Raw genomic sequence first — 18537 nt, 5'->3', positions numbered from 1 at the left:
ATCTTAGTTCATGCCTATTTCTAGTTTGTTCCAAACATGCGATCTCCCGCATCTCCAAGACCAGGAACAATATAGCCTTTTTCGTTTAGCTTCTCGTCAAGAGCTGCGATATAAATGTCAACGTCTGGATGAGCTTCCTGAACCGCCTTAACACCTTCTGGTGCAGCAATTAAGCACATTAGCTTAATATGCTCACAGTTGCGCTTCTTCAAAGAAGCGATGGCCGCAAGAGCAGAACCGCCAGTTGCAAGCATCGGATCGATTACGATTAGCAAACGATTCGGAGCATCCGTAGGTAGGTTAATATAATATTCTTTTGGTTGAAGTGTCTCGTGATCTCTCGCAAGGCCGATATGTCCAACCTTTGCGGATGGGATCAACTTTAGGATGCCGTCTACCATACCAAGTCCAGCGCGAAGAATCGGAATTAGGCCGAGCATTCTGCCCGAAACAATTTTTGCATCTGTTACTGTCACTGGTGTCTCAACTTGAATTGTCTCGAGTGGAATGTTGCGTGTAATTTCGTATGCCATTAAAGTCGCAACCTCGTCCACTAATTCGCGAAAATCCTTCGTGTTTGTCTCTTTGTTCCGAATGAACGTCAGCTTATGCTGAATCAATGGATGGTCACAGATTACTAATTTGCTCATGGAGCGTAATTCCTCCCAAATATGCATTTCGAATGTCATGCCTTTAGCATGGACACAATCCCATATATTATAGCACTTGCGTTTAAGCGTTGCATCTGGGGCGCAAAAATAAAAAAAGTCTGCACCGAAATGCAGACTTTACTAACGTTTATAAAAGTTTACGCGCGATTAGCTTATTGCCGAGCAACTGACTTTTCGGATGTTAAATTATTTTCTAACAATACCCGCTGTACAGGATAAGCGAGCTTAATTCCTTCTTCCTCCAAAATTCGCATCATTGCAAGCGTAGTGTCTTGGCGCACTGTTAAATGCTCCTTCCAAGCGACTGTCTTCGAGAAATAATAAAGAAAAATACCGAGGCTTCCCTCTTTAATTTCATTGAAACGAACCATAATTGTTCCAGGATCAACAGAAGGATCTTCTGTTAAATACTGTTCAATTCGATCAATAGCAGTCCTAAGCTTATTAGCCTCAGTATCAATTGCAACATTTAAACTGAAAGTAATTCTTCGTTTTCCCATACGGCTCCAGTTCGTAATCGGTTGATCTGCAAGTGTTGAATTTGGAACGGTCACAATTGCATCAGCAAACGTCCGGATCTGCGAGCTGCGGAATGTAATATCCTCAACGACACCCTCCACGCTTGGCGTTAAAATCCAATCACCCTTAGAGAAGGGCTTCTCTATGATGATAATGATTCCGCCTAATATATTGCCTAGCGTATCCTTAGCCGCAAGTGCAATAGCCAAACTGCCAAGCCCCATTCCCGCAACAACCCCATTTATACTAAAACCCCACTCAGAAATAACAACAGTTGCTACAAGAATAATGATGACGAAGCGAACCGCTTTTGACAGAAACGGAATGAGCATGCTTGCTTCATCGACCCCAAACTTCTTACTTACACTCTCGAGTAGCGTTGATGAAGATGCAGACATGTTATAAAACCCTACACCTACTGCTATTACAATTCCGCTCCGGAATAAGCGATGCAGTGCCGACAGAATCAGCCAATTCTCCTGTGCGTAATAAACGATAGCCAAATAGACACCTAGCATCAATAAAATCGCTTGTAGCGGCTTTTGGAAAGCCTCAATCGCTTTCACTGCAGTACTCGAGCGATGAAGTCGCTTCACTAGGAATGAGAACATATAGCGAACAAACATCTTTCTAATAAAAAGGAACAATAGGAAAATACCAATTGCTATACCAAGCGGGACTAGCCGCAACGCCTCATCCAGTTCAACAAACCAATTTTCAATCATGGTTAAATCTCCTTCCGCAGGCAATTTGGACTTGACGATAAAGGCATGTCAAACAAAAGGCTGCAATTAATGAAGGTTCATTCTAACATAGATTGCTCTAATGTCGAAAATGTGAAATACGTGTTAAGTCTTCATTTTTGAGCACAACATGCCGTTATTAATAAGAGAAAAAACAGTTTTCCAGAGAAAGGAAAGGGATGTAGTGAACTCAAACTTAAGTTGGAACATGTCTTCGAAGGGGGCTCGCAGATGGATTGCTGCTGCGTTAATAATGGCGCTCTTCATGTCGTCCTTTACAGGAGTCGCGCAAGCAGCTGAAGCTACAGTTACTGGTCTTGAACTCGGTTACGATGCTACAGATTACAATACGACCACATCATCTCTTGAAATGTTAGTTGAAGATGACAATGTGATTGTTACCGCATTTGCAACTATCTCTGGTTCAACATCGAAAAATGTTACTCCAGAAGCAACATGGAAGTCGTCAAACAGTTCTATCATTAAAGTAGACAAAGGCGTGCTGACAGGCTTAGGCCAAGGTACAGTCACTATAAGCGTTTCCTATAAAGGATATACCCAAAGCATTAAAGCAACTTCTGATTTTACCTACGACAAAGTAACTCTCATGCAAGGTGATAAGGAAGCCCCTACTGCATTACCAGATATTAAGCTTGGAGATACGTTAGCTTTTACTCTTAACGGGGAAAAGAACGGCAAACCAAATGGCATTAGCATTGATGCTGATTGGACATCTTCCAGCCCGTCTGTTGCTACAGTCGAGGAAGGTAAGATTACATTCGTTAGTGCGGGTACAACTACGATCACTGCGAAGTACAAAGGAAAATCAGATACAATAAAGATAACGGCAACATCGCCATATAAATCGATAGTGATTACGCCAAAACAAACGAACGATCTTCTTGAACTTGAGATTGATTCCACTGATGTGAAGCTTACTGCTACGGCAGAAAATAAACAAAGTGGTGTAGCGGCAAGCGACGTTACTGCACTTGCATCATGGACGAGCAGCAACACGAAAGTACTTACTGTCGAAAAGGGTGTCGTTAAGGCTGTTTCAACTGGTACAGCAACGATTACCGTTTCTTATTTGGGAGTTACGAGCACACTTGAAGCTGTCGTTCGTACGCCGTATCAGTCTATTAAACTTAGTCCGGAAAAAGAGTACCACATTCAGCTACATGATACTAAACTTCTCCAAATTAAAGCAGATGTACAAGAAAATTCAGGTAAAATAGAAGAGATTACACAACTCGGGGACTGGACCTCATCCGATGTTGCAATCGCTACTGTCGATAAAGGAATCGTTAAACCGATGGCTGTCGGGACAGCGAAGATCACTGTCACCTATAAAGGTTTAAGTCGCAGTATTGATGTCACCGTTTATCCTAGTATTACAAAGATTAAAGCAGAGAAAGACATGGTAGATGGCTTTAAGGACATGAGCGGTGATCTTCCTAAGATTACAGCTACAACGTTCGACGGTTCAACTGTGGACGTCTCTAAGCTTGTAAAATGGACTTCAGCTGATGAAGGGATTGCAAGCATTGAAGGAACAAAGTGGACAGCAAAGAAACTAGGTGAAACGACATTTACAGCCTACATTCAAGGTCATACGGTTCCAGTGAAAATAATTGTCCATACGAAACCAGTTAAACTAATCGCCGAATCAAAAGATATGAGTATAATCATCGGTAAAGCATCCGCTCTACCAAAGGTAACCCTCGTAAATGAGGATGGCGAAGAAATGAACGTAACGGAGTCTATGACATGGAAAACGACTTCTGATAACATCGTACTTTTAGAGAAAACGATGAAAGGTATTGAGGCTTCTTCTGTCACTCTTACTGGTACTTATTTAACGAAATCCGTAACGGTTCGAGTTAAAATTGAAGAAGAGATCATAAAGCTCGTTGCTGAGCCTACAAAAATTCAACTGAATCCAGGCCGTTCAAAGTCCATTAAAGTGACTGGTTTTTATAAAAATGGAAAAACGGTTTCCGTTAGCACGAAAATGAATTGGGTTGTAAACAACACCGCGATTGCATCAGTAAGCGGGTCATCCTCAGTAAAAGCAATTGATGTGGGCGTAACAAAAGTTTCAGGTTCCTATCAAGGAAAAACAATTGAAATTTTAGTAGAAGTAACTCCTAAGTTGAAATCGTTACAACTTTCTACTAAATCCATCCAATTAACTAAAGGTAGTACGTATAGCACGACATTAAAAGCTTACTACTATACGGGAAGTGCTATCGACCATACTGCAAATGCAACGTGGGTATCCTCTAGAACAAACGTTGCTACAGTAATCGATGGAAAAATAACTGCAATTGGTAAAGGTACTGCAACCATCAAAGCTACCTTTGAAGGTAGAAGTGTATCTCTGCGCGTTACAGTGAAGTAGATCTGGAGTAATAGACGTAGTAACGAAATAGCCCCATCAACAAACGCGCACACGTCTGTTGGTGGGGCTTTTTGATCCTTGCAGCTCTATTAAATTAGCTAGGTCAGGTAAGATGAACTCAAGCTCGTTTCTTAACAAACAAAACTTGGCTAGCTTGGTTTCTCTAATCTTTTCATTTGCCCATTTTGACAACATGTGCATGTATTAAATCAATCGCTTTGAAAAATTTCAATCATTTCATGACCATTTAACAAAAAAGGCTTTCTCTCAGGCAACACCTGAAAGAAAGCCTTTTAATATTATGCGTAATGGCAAGAAGCAAAGTGTCCTCTGCCAATATCAACTAACTTAGGCTCGTCTGTTTTGCACTTTTCAGTAGCAATTGGACAACGAGTGTGGAACTGGCAACCAGACGGTGGGTTGATCGGACTTGGCAGATCACCCTTCAGTACGATACGCTCACGCGTAGCTTCTACCTCTGGATCTGGAATTGGAATTGCAGACAATAGTGCACGTGTATACGGATGACGTGGGTTTTCATATAGCTCACTGCTCTCAGCAAGCTCAACAACTTTACCCAAGTACATAACCGCTACGCGGTCACTAATATGCTTAACCATCGATAGGTCATGCGCGATGAATAGGTATGTTAAACCCATACGCTTTTGCAAGTCCTGCATCAAGTTTACAACTTGTGCTTGAATCGATACGTCTAGTGCAGAAATCGGCTCATCGGCAATGATAAACTTTGGATCTACAGCAAGAGCACGAGCGATACCAATACGTTGACGTTGACCGCCTGAGAACTCATGCGGGTAACGCGTTGCATGCTCAGGATTCAGGTTAACGAGATCAAGCAAATCTTCTACTCGGCGCTTACGCTCAGCACGACTGCTTACCAAGTTATGAATATCAAGTGCTTCACCAATAATATCAGTAACGGTCATACGCGGATTAAGTGATGCGTACGGATCTTGGAAAATCATTTGCATGTTGCGGCGCAAACCTTTAAGTTCTGCACCCCTCAACTTGGAAACATCTTTTCCTTCAAATGTTACACTGCCGCTTGTTGGCTCATAAAGTCGCATAATGGTACGTCCAGCAGTTGATTTACCACAACCGGACTCACCTACTACACCAACCGTCTCGCCACGAGCGATATCGAAAGAAATTTCATTTACTGCCTTTAGTATATTGCCTTTGCCTAAGTTGAAAAACTTACGCAAATCATTAATTTGAACTAATGGAGAGCTCATACCGGCACCTCCCGTTTAGCATAAGGATGTAGCATCCAACAAGCTGCTGCATGAGACTCAGCGCCTTCAATAACATGCAGATTTGGATCGTTATCTACACAAACTTTCATCGCCTCGTCACAACGTGCACAGAAGCTGCAACCTGCAGGCGGCTTAATTAGATCCGGTGGAGTACCCGGAATCGGGATAAGAGGCTCATCTTTCCGCTGATCAAGACGCGGAAGTGAACGTAATAGACCACGTGTATAAGGATGTTGTGGGTTTTTGAAAATCTCCCATTTCGTACCCGTCTCAACGATACGTCCTGCGTACATAACGATTACTCTGTCACACGCATCAGCTACAACACCAAGGTCATGGGTAATCAAAATGATGGATGTACCCATCTTTTGTTGAAGATCCTTCATTACACGCATAATTTGCGCTTGAATCGTTACGTCAAGTGCCGTTGTAGGCTCGTCCGCAATCAACAATGCAGGATTACATGCAAGTGCAATAGCGATCATTACACGTTGACGCATACCACCTGAGAATTGATGTGGATATTGTTTGATACGTTGCTCTGGGTTTGGAATACCTACCAAGTTCAACATTTCAATCGCTCTAGCCATAGCATCTGATTTACTTACGTTTTGATGTTTAATAAGACCTTCCATAATTTGAACACCTACAGTTAATGTAGGATTCAAAGATGTCATAGGATCTTGGAAGATCATTCCCATCTTATTACCACGAACAGACTGCATCTCTTTTTCCGTTAAAGTGAGCAACTCTTGTCCATCAAACTTTACAGAACCACTTTTAATTCTGCTCGGTGGAGAAGGATTTAATCGCATAATCGATTGAGCAGTAACACTTTTACCCGACCCTGACTCTCCGACTATTGCGACGGATTCACCCTTCTTCACGTGGAAGCTAATATCACGAATGGCTTGTACTTCACCGCCATATACGTCAAATGATACGCTTAAATTTTTCACTTCCAGTAAGGTCTTCATTAGCAATGACCTCCTCTCAGATAAACTGATTTTATTTTTTCAGCTTCGGATCGAATGCATCGCGCAGTCCATCGCCGAAGACGTTAAACGCAAAGATTGTCAAGCTCAAGAAGAATGCTGGGAAGAACAAACGCCACCAATGGTCAGCCAAAATACCGCCAACACCATCATCAATCATCGTACCCCATGATGCGATTGGTGACTGAACACCAAGACCAAGGAAACTTAGGAAGGCTTCTGTAAAGATCGCACTTGGAATCGTTAGCGTGAGCGTAACAAGAATTGGACCCATTGCATTCGGGATCAAATGGCGGAAAATAATGCGCATAGCGCCAGCGCCCAATGATTTTGATGCTAGAGCGTACTCTTGATTTTTCAATTGCATAACTTGTCCACGTACAATCCACGCCATATTAATCCAGCCTGTTATAGACATGGCAATAATAATTGTCGTTATACTTGGTTCCATTACAACAAGCAATAGAATAACAACAAGCAAATAAGGAATAGCAGCCAAAATTTCAGAAATACGGTTCATGACCTCATCTACTTTACCACCGTAGTAGCCCATAATTCCACCATAGATGATACCAATGATCAAATCGATCATTGCTGCAACTACCCCGACAAATAGAGATACTTGCGCACCTTTCCATACTCTCTCAAACATATCACGGCCCAAATCGTCCGTTCCAAACCAATGTGTTCCGTTTGGCGGTTGATTCGTTTTCGATAAGTCATTTGTGAAATGGTCAAATGGCCAGATCAATGGCATAAATATCGCCACAATAACAAGTGCTATAATAATCCAAAAACCAGCCATAGCAAGCTTATTACTCACTAGTCTGATACGTATATCTTGCCAAGCAGTCAAACTTGCGCGACCTGCTCCATCGACACCAAATGTCTTTCTATCAAGCTTCTGAAACATCTCTGGGGATAATGAATCAGAACGTTCTTTTTCTTTATTAGACATCGATTATTTCCCCACCTTTCCACCAGCACGCATACGTGGGTCTACCAACACATAAGCGATATCAGCTAACAACCTGCTCACCATTAGGATGATGGCGTAAAAAATAGTAATACCCATAATTAACGGATAATCACGATCTATAACACTCGAAACAAAGTGCTTTCCGATACCAGGAATGGAGAAGATTTTCTCTACGACAACAGACCCTGTAATAATTCCGGCAGTTAAATAGCCCAAATAAGTTACTACGGGTAGTAGCGAATTCCGAAGCGCATGCTTCGCAACAATTACATAACCGGAAAGTCCTTTGGATTTGGCAGTTTTAATAAAATCAGCACTTAGTACTTCAATCATAGTCGATCTTAGTAATCTTGCTATAAATGCGATAGGAGCAGCAGATAATGCAATTGTAGGTAACACATAGTCAAGTGGATCATCTAAACCTGCAACACCAAACCAACCTAATTTTGTTGCTAATATATATTGCAAAACTGGAGCCATAACTATACTCGGAATCGCGAGTCCAATTACCGCGATACTCATTACGACATTATCAATCATTTTACGATGATTCATAGCTGCGAGAATACCTATTAGGCAGCCTACAATAACAGACGTCACAATTGCTGTTAAACCTAGTTTCAATGACGGACCAAATGATTCTTTAATCATTTTATCAACGGATTGGAACTTTTTCTTCATGGATACGCCCATGTCACCTTGAAGAAGATTCTTCAAATAATTACCATATTGCACAATCATTGGCTTGTCTAGCCCGTAATACGCTTCTAAATTCGCCTGAACTGCCGGACTCAATGCCTTTTCCCCTTGGAACGGGCTACCTGGAACGGAATTCATGAGCAAAAATGTCGCTGTCACTAATAGAAACAACGATATTGCCATAGATACTACTTTGCCTAAAATGAAGCGGAGCACACGATCACCCACTCTCTCACAATCTTTATTTGCATTTGAAAAGGGTATATATAGAGTGACTATATATACCCTTTTGTTACTACGTTACTCTAGGTTAGTCGCTTTAAATGAAAATGGAGTGGCTTATTCTTTGCTTCCATGTACCCAGTCAAGGTGACCTGCGTAGTCAGAACCAACATTTTTGAATCCTGGTTTAAGCATTGTTACAGTTGTATAGTAGTAAGTTGGCAATACAGCCATATCGTCAGCGATTGCTGTTTTCTCAGCGTCCGCCATCATTTTGATGCTTGTTGCAGCGTCTGTAGCAACAAGGGAACCATCAAGAAGCTCTCCAACTTTTGGATTGTTGTAGTTACCATCGTTGTTACCAGATTTAGGGTGGATCAAGTCATACGTGAAGTTAATTGGGTGGTTGATGTCAGCGCCCCAACCTGCACGTGTAATGTCGAATTGACCAGCATTTCTAGTTTCCAAGAAAGTACCCCACTCTTGGTTGTTCAGCTTAACTTCGATACCAAGATTTTTACGCCACATATCAACTACAGCTTCAGCCAATTTTTTGTGACCTTCACTTGTGTTATAAAGAAGCGTTACTTCAGGGAATGCAGCTAGACCTTTTTCTTTCAAACCTTCAGCTAGAAGTGTCTTAGCTTCTTCAACATTTTCTTTGAAGTAATCAGTGTCTGGATATACTTCACGGAACAATTTGCCTTCAGGGCCCGCGATGCTTGGTGGTACTAGACCGAATGCAGGTTTTTGTTTCGCTTGAGTTACGTTATCGATCAAAGATTGACGATCGATAGCCATTGCCAAAGCTTTACGGATTTTAGCATTGTCGAAAGGCTCTTTAGTTGTGTTGAACAAGTAGTAGTAAGTTGATGCGATATCAGTTACATCAGCTTTTTTCTCGTCAAGCAATTTCTTTGTTAGATCTGCAGGTACGGAACCAGCTTGAGCGCCGATCCAGTCAATTTCGCCTGATTCAAACAATTGGTATACAGTGCTATCTTCTTCAACAAGTGAAATCGTTACTTTGTCGAAGCTAATGTCTTTAGCACTGTGGTAGTTAGGGTTTTTCTCAAGTACTAATTTGTCAGCATGCAACCATTCTTTCAAAAGGAAAGGACCGTTGGATACGATTGTTGATGCTTCAGCTGCCCATTTTTCGTTACCTTCTGCAGTTGCAGGGTGAACTGGCCAGTATGTGTAGTGAGCTAGAAGACTTGGGAAGTAAGTAACTGGTGTGTACAGTTTAACTTCAAGTGTAGTGTCGTTAATTGCTTTAACGCCAACTTCATCTGCAGTTGCTGTACCTGCGTTATACTTCTCACCGTTTTCTAGGTAGAACAACATGTATGCATAAGGAGCTGCTGTTTCTGGTTTCAAAGCACGTTTCCAAGAATATTCAAAATCTTTTGCAGTTACAGCGTCGCCGTTGCTCCATTTAGCATCGTCGCGAAGTGTAAATGTGTATGTTTTGCCGTCTTCGGAAACTTTAATTTCTTTTGCAATTGCATTTTCAGGCTCGCCCTTTCCGTTCAAGCGAGTAAGACCTTCATAGATACCTTCAGAAACAATACTGGATTGCGCATCTTGCATCAAAGCTGGGTCTAAACTTGGTGGTTCACTAGCTAGTGTGAAACGGAACTCTTGAGGTGCTTTTGTTTCCCCTGTTCCTTCACCCTTAGCAGGTTCGTTCTTCTTGTCGCCCGTACAAGCGGACAACAACATACTGAAAGCGATTACTAGGACTAGCATGAAGTGCACTGGCTTTTTGAAATTTTTCTTCACCAACATCAACTCCCACTTTCTATATAATTTTGTTAAAACCAACAGTAATAAGACCCTTACTAATATTATAACGCAATGTAACATAAAATAACATGAAAAATAAATATATATGACGATTAACAATATACAACTACAATTGAACTATTGTCAACTGGATTGTTGCCCGAAAATGTTTCCAAGCAACGGTTTTACTATCTCCTGTTTATGAAAATTTATGAGTCTAATTTCGATACATTTTTGTTCAATTTACTTTACTACTCTACCACGTATAAGCATTAATACTGCCCTGTATTACCTCATTCTTGTATTAAATCAAGCCCGTATTCTAAAAGGCATTCTTAATCAAGTTGACGTATTAATCGGGTAAAGTTTCATCTCTCTTACTATTTAATAGATTATTTTTATACCCTGAAAAGAATAAAAATAGCTCGTCAAAAAGATTATATTTTGATAATATTCTGAACATTTTCGTAACCATATATGTAATATTAAACCATAAAAGTTTTTATTTGTTTCTATGAAATAAAAAAACACCGCATCGGTATTTTAACCAATGCGGTGTTAAAAAATTCGATTAGTAAGCTGTATTCGCGTACAACGGGAACTGCGACGTCAAATGACGTACCTTACCTCTTGCAGTTTCCAATACGGCTTGATCTTCTGGATTTTTAAGAACAAGAGCAATTACCTCTGCAATTACCTTCATAGCTTCTTCATTCATACCACGTGCTGTAGCTGCGGGTGTGCCTAGACGAATACCACTTGTCACAAACGGGCTTGTTGGATCGAATGGAATCGCATTTTTATTCACAGTAATACCAACCTGATCAAGTACATGCTCAGCTACTTTTCCTGTAATGTTTAAGTTACGAGTATCGATAAGCATCAAATGGTTATCTGTACCACCAGAAACAATGTTTATGCCTCTAGCAACCAATTCTTCAGATAAAACTTTAGCATTTTTAACTACGTTTTGACCATATTCCTTAAATTCCGGTTGAAGAGCCTCACCAAATGCGACTGCCTTAGCAGCAATAATATGCATAAGAGGCCCACCTTGAGATCCAGGGAATACCGCTTTATCTATTGCTGCAGCCCATGCTTTACGGCAAAGAATCATGCCACCACGTGGACCACGAAGCGTTTTGTGTGTAGTTGTTGTTACAAAGTGTGCGTATGGAACTGGGCTCGGATGTAAGCCAGCAGCAACTAGTCCAGCAATATGAGCCATATCGACGAAGAATAGGGCTCCAACTTCATTTGCGATTTCACCTAGCTTTTCAAAATCGATCGTACGCGCATAAGCACTAGCACCTGCAACTAACATACGAGGACGGTGTTTGAACGCAAGCTTGCGAACTTCTTCGTAATCAATTGTGAAGGAATCCTCTTGTACGCCATAAGCAACAAAATTGTATAGCAAGCCAGATGCATTTACAGGGCTACCATGTGTTAAATGACCGCCATGTGCAAGATTCATACCTAGAACAGTATCACCAGGTTTTAGTGCGGCAAGGTATACAGCCATGTTCGCTTGTGCGCCTGAATGTGGCTGCACATTGGCATGTTCTGCTCCGAACAATTGTTTAGCACGATCGCGTGCGATATCTTCAACAATATCAACATGCTCACAACCGCCGTAATAACGTTTGCCCGGATAGCCTTCTGCATATTTGTTCGTCAATACTGAACCCATTGCCTCAAGTACTGCCTCACTAACAATGTTCTCTGACGCGATTAGCTCAATATTGTCGCGTTGACGCTGAAGCTCGAGTCCTAACGCCTTTAGCACCTCTGGGTCTTGCTTACGTAAATGTTCCATCTCAAATTCCTCCTTGTATGTTAGTGCAGCTGCCGACACTGTAGCTATACGGCTAAGCTTGCAAAATAAACTACTCGCAATGAAATAAGGATTGCTCAGGCTTCAACTTACTTTCCTCATCATAAACAGCTCTAACTCCGCCAATCAGCTTAGGTCTTGTTATAGCCATCGTCACATGCGCAGATCCAATCGTCTGAGTAGAAGGTCGGATCGGAACAGCAACCCGCTTCAGATGCATACCGATAAATGTATCACCTATATCGATACCTGCATGTGCCTCGATAGACTCCACTAAACAAGGTTCCACGAACCTCCCGTAAGCATAAGCAGCCATTGAGCCTCCCGCCTTCGGAACCGGAATAGCATGAACAAGCTCTAGTCCAAGCTGTAAGGCAGCAGATTGCTCAATAACGAGTGCACGATTAAGATGCTCGCAGCATTGGAAGACAGGGATAAATGGAATGTCTCTTCGCACCGACTCCACACCTGCGAAGATAGCTGCTGCTGCCTCCACGGCGCCAGCCGTTCCAATTCGATGTCCAATCACTTCGCTTGTACTAGCTCCAATAACAAGTAATTGACCTGAAGATAACTTACCAGCTTCCGCAAGCTCTCTCACAATGGTTTGCACCTGATTCGAAATGCCCTTTAGCGTCTCTTCACTAAGCTCGCTCATACTAGGATGTCTCCTTCCGTTGTTCACGCATCAAAGGCTTATTTTTGAGCGTTAAATCGCTTCTCAAGCTGCATCACTTTATTAATGCGCCCTACATGGCGTTCACCATTCGAGAATGGTGTCGTAAGCCATATTCTAACGATTTCTTGAGCAACACCAGGTCCGATAATACGCTCTCCCATTGCCAATACGTTCGTATCATTATGATCACGTGTAGCTTGAGCCGAAAACATATCGTGAACGAGCGCACAACGAATGCCAGGATGTTTGTTAGCAGCAATCGACATTCCGATTCCTGTACCGCAAATTAATATCCCGCGATCTGCCTTACCGCTTGCAACCAATTCAGCAACAGGAAGAGCGTAATCAGGATAGTCTACAGATTGTTCACATGAACAGCCAACATCCTCAATTTCATAACCTAACGATTGTATAAACGGGACAAGCACATTTTTCAGTTGATAGCCACCATGATCAGCACCAATTGCAATTTTCAAACGAAACACCCTTTCTTCTTACGTTCTAAGTTCTAACTAGCACTAACGGCAAAAGCCGCCTTTTTGAGAACACAGCTTCCGAAAATGAAATCTCTTTAGCAAACTGTGAAAAACCTTATGCAGTTAGTATACCTCGTTCCGCGAAAAAAGACGAAAAAAAGAGCAAGACATGCTAATTAGCATGCTGCTCTTTGCCCAGGCGACCGGCCGTATATTCCGATGCTCCACCGTGGTTAGCCCACTTCCGTCGCCAGTTACACCGGATACTCAATTGATATTTTTATCATAGCTCAAAATAAGGAAGAAATCAATCATCAAAAGCCTTGTTTTTATCGCTTTGACAGCTTATCAAGTAACCCTTTAACCGCTTCTTCTATTTCTAATGAGCAGCTGTCGTATAGGGATTGTGTACCACCGAATGGATCTGCTATATCAAAACTTGGAATACGTTTTTCGAGTTCTAGTAGTCGATGGCGCTCTTCTGAAGATAATTGTCCACCTAGCGCTTGCTTCATTTGCATTTCGGTATATAAACCTTCAAGCTCAGAAATATCAGCGATAACCTGTTCATCCTGGCATGCATATTCTCTTAATGTAAACGTTTTGTCCACTGCTTCCGGGTGAAAGTGGAGCAAATTCCGTTTATGACCAGATGTCATCGTCAAAATAATATCAGCCCAATTAACGGCTTCGGCCGTAATCGCTCTAGAAGAACCTGCATGCCCAATCTCTCGTCTACGAAGTGTCGTTAACGCCTTGTCGGAAATAGGCAAACCATCTATTGTTGATACACCAGCCGAACGAACTGCCACTGTAATCCCTCTTTTGGCAGCCGAATGTCTTAACATAGCTTCTGCCATAGGAGACCGACATGTATTGCCTGTACAAACAAAAAGTATACGTTTCAACCCAACATCCCCCTTCACGACTGTATATGAGCTAAAAAATAAATATAATCCCGAATATAAAAAGGATTGCTCCTCCGCATGCTTCACCATATTCACCGAGCTTACCGCTCACCTTCCTACCAAGCAGCAGGCCCAGCATAGACATTATTCCACCCGACAATCCAAACAATGAGATCGTTAGCAATAGATCCGCCGAAAACATGCCAAGCGTAATACCGATAGAGAAAGCGTCTATACTTACGCTGAGCGATAAAACAAGCAATCCCCATAACGTACGATGATCAAAAGATTGTACTTCATCTCCCCGAAGAGAGCTATATATCATATGTCCACCAAGCAAAACGAGTAATATTCCCGCTGCTGTAGTCGCCACATTGCCGAGCAAACCGCCAACAAGCTGACCTGTTATCATTCCACCAATCGGCATGAGTACATGAAAGAACCCGATAACTACGCCTAACTTCACAATATCCCGTAGTCGAATTCCTTTTAATCCGATACCTAATCCGAGGGAAAAAGCGTCGAACCCAAGCGCCATCGCAATGATGAGCAGCGTAATAAACTGTCCCGCATCAGCACTAGCATCCATCACAGCAAATCTCCCCCATGTCCGATTGCATTCTCTCTGAAACATATGCGGACATGTGGACGAACATACTTCAATAATTGCGTGATCGACTATACGTATATAATTTGATGCCCAGCTGCTTTCACTAATCGATTCATTAATGCGCCACCGATGCCTTCGGTTTTGCAAGCCTCAGCCCACATAAACTGCACACCAGCTTCGTCAAATTCCCTTAAAGCAGCATACAATCGTTGCGCAGCTTCATCTAAACGCTTCTCGCTCCCACAATCAATTACCCTATCAGCCTTATACTCACTAACATGTTCACTGAATGCGAGCACACCTGTTAGCTTGTTTTCTGATTTCGCAATCTCAAGTTGCTTATTAATGTAAACAATTACGTTAAGAGAATCCCCTTGCACAATGGAAAGTTCACCTTTAGGCGCGTAATGTGTATACTTCATTCCTGGTGAACGTGGCTTCTCCACCATTTCATCGTTCACATGTTCTTTTACGATACAAACATCAGGAAATGCTTCAATGAGCGCTTCTTCCGTAATGCCGCCAGGTCTCAAAATACGCAATGTACGCTCATCCTCTAGCTCCACAACAGTCGATTCCAAACCAACTCCAGTTGGTCCACCATCAACTATGCCGTCAATGCGACCATCCAAGTCATCCAGTACATGCTGTGCAAGCGTTGGGCTTGGTCTACCTGAACGATTTGCACTAGGTGCAGCTACTGGGCATTCAGATAAACGTAATAACTCCAACGAAACAGAGTGATCCGGCATCCGAATACCAACCGTTGAAAGTCCTGCAGTTACAAGTGGCGATAACTTATCCGGCTGCACTGGCAGTACTATTGTAAGTGGACCCGGCCAGAAGCGGTTCATTAATTCCTTTGCTAACTGCGGATAAGGCAAAACCAGTTCACCTAGCTGATTAATGTCCGCGATATGAACGATTAGCGGATTGTCAGATGGGCGACCCTTTGCCTCAAAGATGCCCGCAACCGCTTCGCTGTTCCTTGCATCTGCACCTAGTCCATAGACAGTCTCTGTAGGGAAGGCGACTAAGCCACCACTACGCAGCATTTCCGCACCTTCAATAAGTTCAGAGTATAGCTTTTTGTTTTGTTCTTGATTCGTGCTATTAGTGTTAGATTGACGGTCAACATGCCAAATCTTTGTTTTTATCATAGTCAGTTTTCAATCCTTGCTGTTACCTATAATGGACGCTTCAACGTTATTATAGCATAATGAAAACATATTCGAGATGATCCAATATGGCTTGTGTTTTCCTAGTAGTTGTTAGAGATACAAAAAACGCCCCTCCACTTATGAAAAGCGGCGCGGACGTTTGATTTACTTAATTTCACATTTCTATAAGTGCAATGATTTATTATAATAGCTGCTTTTAAAATAATGATTTAAACCAATCAATAATCGATTTAATAAACTCCCATATAAAAAATTTCGTTTCTGGCGTTTTCCCTTTGCTTTCATCGTTATCTGCTGAAGCTTTCTCTACTTGCGCTTTGTCACTTGCGTCCTTTTCAGCCTTCGGTTTTTCTTCAGTTATCGTGGAATCTACTGAAGCCGCTGAAGCTTCTCCTGTTGTTGCATCAATGAAACATAGCGGCGGGAACAGAACACACCACCAATTTTGCCCTTTACCTTCACCAATCGTTACAAGCAATGCTTCATATAAACCAGCCGGATACACTTTATTGCCGTACATTTTTGTTGGAAAATCAACCATCCCTAGCTCTGCTGTGAACGTATACGTGTAACCTCTACTTTTAAGCACATTCGATACAACACGCTCGATGTCCGGCATATTGTTCTGAATCGTTTCACGCGCTTCCTCTATCGTTACAGGGCCAGTTGCCCAACTATTCATCGTTTTTACAATCTCATCACGAACAACACGTTTTATTAATTGATCTGATGCACTATCCGAATTAGCCAAAATACGAAGACGAATCGCTTCCTCAGGTATATTACCTCCTGCAACTGCGGCGTCAATTTGTGCTGATTCCCAACTCATAATGAGAACGATAATTGCCATAAGGATAAATCCATAAGATTTGCGGTAAGGATAACGGTAAGGTCTAACGGAATAATGGGATGAAGTATAATAATTGGACATACACACAAGCTCCTCTCGCGCATCTGCCGATGCGACTGCTTGCGTTCCGGAACGTCTCTATCCGTCATTATGTCCAAATTATTGGCTCTATAAACCTATCAACCTATTAAAAATAGATATAAATTCTCGTAAAGGAGTTGATTGCATTGAATCATATGCAACTATATGAAAAGTACCGTCCGCTGCTTCTTGGTTTAGCATATCGTATGTTAGGCTCAATTAGTGACGCTGAAGATATTGTACAGGATGTATATATGGACTATCTTTTATTAGAAACAGATTTTATTAAAAATGAAAAAGCGTATTTAGCTCGCATGATAACGAATCGATGCTTAAACTTTCTAGGATCCGCACGCAATCGACGAGAAACGTATGTTGGCAATTGGCTTCCTGAGCCATCTGTCACCTATGGATCTGCTACAACAGAAGACCCTGCCGTGCGATGGGACAATAGTGAGACGGTCACTTATGCGATGTTAGTTATGTTGGAACGTCTGAGTGGCATTGAACGAGCCATCTTCATTCTTAGAGAGACACTCGCTTTCGACTATTCGGAAATCTCTTCAATGATAAATAAGTCGGAATCGAACTGTCGTAAAATCTTTAGCAGAGCTAAAGAAAAATTAGGTTATGTCACGGATAACCCTCCATTCCACAGCGAGAAGGCCACTTCACTTGCACAAGCTTTTATTGAAGCAGCAAAATCCGGAAATACCCTTGCATTGATCACTATGTTAAAAGAAGACGCGCTCATGATCTCTGATGGAGGAGGAAAAGTTCGTGCAGCCATATTTCCTATACTTGGCCGCGATCGGATTATCGCTCTTCTCCTTGGTTTATCGCGTAAAGGTACGCTCGGAGTAGACTTTTTGCCTGCTGATGTAAACGGGCAGTCCGGTTTATTGCTACTACAAGACGGCGTTCCAAAGAAGGTTATAACCTTCCAATGGGATAAGAGTGGAGAGCGAATTGAACAGATTTATTTCATAATGAACCCAGAGAAGCTCCGTCATGTCACAAATGCAGGTGCTGTTTTGTCTTAGATATATCACCATCGCAACAAGCGCTGGTAAGAGCCAAAACAAGGAGATGTTAACGTATGAAAACAAGAATGGATTTGGGGCAAGAGCTACCAAAAGCATATGACGCTATGCTCGGTATGGAGAAGTTCGTTATAACTTCAAGTTTAGAAAAGAGTTTAATTGAACTAGTTAAAATCCGTGCATCACAAATAAACGGCTGTGCTTTCTGTATTATGATGCATACAGCGGATGCAAGGAAACATGGTGAGACTGAAAAACGCATCTATGCGCTTAGCGCGTGGAGAGACACTCCTTATTTCACAGAACGGGAAAGTGCTGCACTTGCTTTAACAGAGTCCATTACGCTCATTGCACAAAATCATGTACCTGATAGTGTATATGAAGAGGCAGCTAGGCACTTCGATACTAAGCAACTTGGTGAATTGATCATGGCGATCATTACGATAAATGGTTGGAATCGGCTCGCCATTTCGACTGGCAAGATGCCTGAATAAGCGTGAGTTGAAGTGAGTTCATCAAAAAAAGGAGGACGGCTGCAGAAATACTCTGCTCCGTCCTCCTTTTTGTTAATCCTA

The 18537-nt window shown here is 42.0% G+C and carries 17 protein-coding genes and 1 riboswitch; of the genes, 3 read left to right on the top strand and 14 right to left on the bottom strand.

The annotated features are described in order from the left end of the window. Positions 1 to 20 precede the first annotated feature (20 nt). Positions 21 to 650 (bottom strand): uracil phosphoribosyltransferase, encoded by a 630-nt coding sequence (gene upp / locus I6N90_RS22455; RefSeq protein WP_197937970.1) that lies wholly within the window; start codon positions 648 to 650, stop codon positions 21 to 23. Positions 651 to 823: 173 nt separating this feature from the next. Beyond that, positions 824 to 1915, bottom strand: coding sequence for a mechanosensitive ion channel family protein (locus I6N90_RS22450; RefSeq protein WP_197937969.1), 1092 nt, complete (start codon positions 1913 to 1915; stop codon positions 824 to 826). Positions 1916 to 2117: 202 nt separating this feature from the next. Between I6N90_RS22450 and I6N90_RS22445 the strand changes: the two genes are divergently transcribed. Continuing rightward, the gene (locus I6N90_RS22445; RefSeq protein ID WP_232243264.1) at positions 2118 to 4337 is read left to right on the top strand and encodes an Ig-like domain-containing protein; all 2220 of its coding nucleotides are present in this window, start codon (positions 2118 to 2120) and stop codon (positions 4335 to 4337) included. A gap of 299 nt (positions 4338 to 4636) precedes the next feature. On the opposite strand, the gene I6N90_RS22440 is transcribed toward I6N90_RS22445, so the two are convergent. From I6N90_RS22440 to spoIIR, 12 genes are all read right to left on the bottom strand, one after another. Beyond that, positions 4637 to 5593, bottom strand: coding sequence for an ABC transporter ATP-binding protein (locus I6N90_RS22440; RefSeq protein ID WP_197937967.1), 957 nt, complete (start codon positions 5591 to 5593; stop codon positions 4637 to 4639). Continuing rightward, the gene (locus I6N90_RS22435) at positions 5590 to 6591 is read right to left on the bottom strand and encodes an ABC transporter ATP-binding protein (RefSeq protein WP_197937966.1); all 1002 of its coding nucleotides are present in this window, start codon (positions 6589 to 6591) and stop codon (positions 5590 to 5592) included. Before I6N90_RS22435 ends, I6N90_RS22440 begins: the two co-directional genes overlap by 4 nt. A gap of 31 nt (positions 6592 to 6622) precedes the next feature. Further along, positions 6623 to 7567 carry an ABC transporter permease gene (locus tag I6N90_RS22430; protein WP_442950982.1) on the bottom strand — a complete coding sequence of 315 codons (945 nt, stop codon included), beginning with the start codon at positions 7565 to 7567 and terminating at the stop codon, positions 6623 to 6625. Between the two features lie 3 nt (positions 7568 to 7570). Then, complete coding sequence (locus tag I6N90_RS22425) at positions 7571 to 8503, bottom strand: ABC transporter permease (RefSeq protein WP_197937965.1); 933 nt, start codon at positions 8501 to 8503, stop codon at positions 7571 to 7573. A 123-nt stretch (positions 8504 to 8626) separates the two neighbouring features. Further along, positions 8627 to 10294 (bottom strand): peptide ABC transporter substrate-binding protein, encoded by a 1668-nt coding sequence (locus I6N90_RS22420; RefSeq protein WP_332262499.1) that lies wholly within the window; start codon positions 10292 to 10294, stop codon positions 8627 to 8629. A gap of 574 nt (positions 10295 to 10868) precedes the next feature. Continuing rightward, on the bottom strand, positions 10869 to 12116 hold the full coding sequence (gene glyA, locus I6N90_RS22415; protein WP_197937963.1) for a serine hydroxymethyltransferase: 1248 nt from the start codon (positions 12114 to 12116) through the stop codon (positions 10869 to 10871). A 70-nt stretch (positions 12117 to 12186) separates the two neighbouring features. After that, positions 12187 to 12792, bottom strand: a complete 606-nt coding sequence (locus I6N90_RS22410) for a TIGR01440 family protein (protein WP_197937961.1) — start codon at positions 12790 to 12792, stop codon at positions 12187 to 12189. 38 nt (positions 12793 to 12830) lie between these two features. Then, the gene (gene rpiB, locus I6N90_RS22405) at positions 12831 to 13289 is read right to left on the bottom strand and encodes a ribose 5-phosphate isomerase B (protein WP_197937959.1); all 459 of its coding nucleotides are present in this window, start codon (positions 13287 to 13289) and stop codon (positions 12831 to 12833) included. A gap of 186 nt (positions 13290 to 13475) precedes the next feature. Next, positions 13476 to 13557, bottom strand: a riboswitch (ZMP/ZTP riboswitch). Positions 13558 to 13618: 61 nt separating this feature from the next. Further along, positions 13619 to 14197 (bottom strand): low molecular weight protein arginine phosphatase, encoded by a 579-nt coding sequence (locus tag I6N90_RS22400; RefSeq protein ID WP_197937957.1) that lies wholly within the window; start codon positions 14195 to 14197, stop codon positions 13619 to 13621. Positions 14198 to 14228: 31 nt separating this feature from the next. Beyond that, a complete protein-coding gene (locus I6N90_RS22395) occupies positions 14229 to 14789 on the bottom strand; it encodes a manganese efflux pump MntP (RefSeq protein ID WP_197937955.1) in 561 nt (186 codons plus the stop codon). Between the two features lie 86 nt (positions 14790 to 14875). Further along, positions 14876 to 15967 (bottom strand): L-threonylcarbamoyladenylate synthase, encoded by a 1092-nt coding sequence (locus tag I6N90_RS22390; protein ID WP_197937953.1) that lies wholly within the window; start codon positions 15965 to 15967, stop codon positions 14876 to 14878. Positions 15968 to 16184: 217 nt separating this feature from the next. Then, positions 16185 to 16919 carry a stage II sporulation protein R gene (spoIIR, locus tag I6N90_RS22385; RefSeq protein WP_197937951.1) on the bottom strand — a complete coding sequence of 245 codons (735 nt, stop codon included), beginning with the start codon at positions 16917 to 16919 and terminating at the stop codon, positions 16185 to 16187. A 155-nt stretch (positions 16920 to 17074) separates the two neighbouring features. Between spoIIR and I6N90_RS22380 the strand changes: the two genes are divergently transcribed. Both I6N90_RS22380 and I6N90_RS22375 read left to right on the top strand, forming a co-directional pair. Further along, positions 17075 to 17962, top strand: coding sequence for an RNA polymerase sigma-70 factor (locus I6N90_RS22380; RefSeq protein WP_197938101.1), 888 nt, complete (start codon positions 17075 to 17077; stop codon positions 17960 to 17962). Between the two features lie 56 nt (positions 17963 to 18018). Continuing rightward, positions 18019 to 18456, top strand: coding sequence for a carboxymuconolactone decarboxylase family protein (locus I6N90_RS22375; protein ID WP_197937950.1), 438 nt, complete (start codon positions 18019 to 18021; stop codon positions 18454 to 18456). Positions 18457 to 18537 lie beyond the last annotated feature (81 nt).

Source organism: Paenibacillus sp. GSMTC-2017, assembly GCF_016019935.1.
GTDB lineage: Bacteria > Bacillota > Bacilli > Paenibacillales > Paenibacillaceae > Pristimantibacillus.
This window is presented reverse-complemented; position numbering and strand designations above follow the sequence as displayed.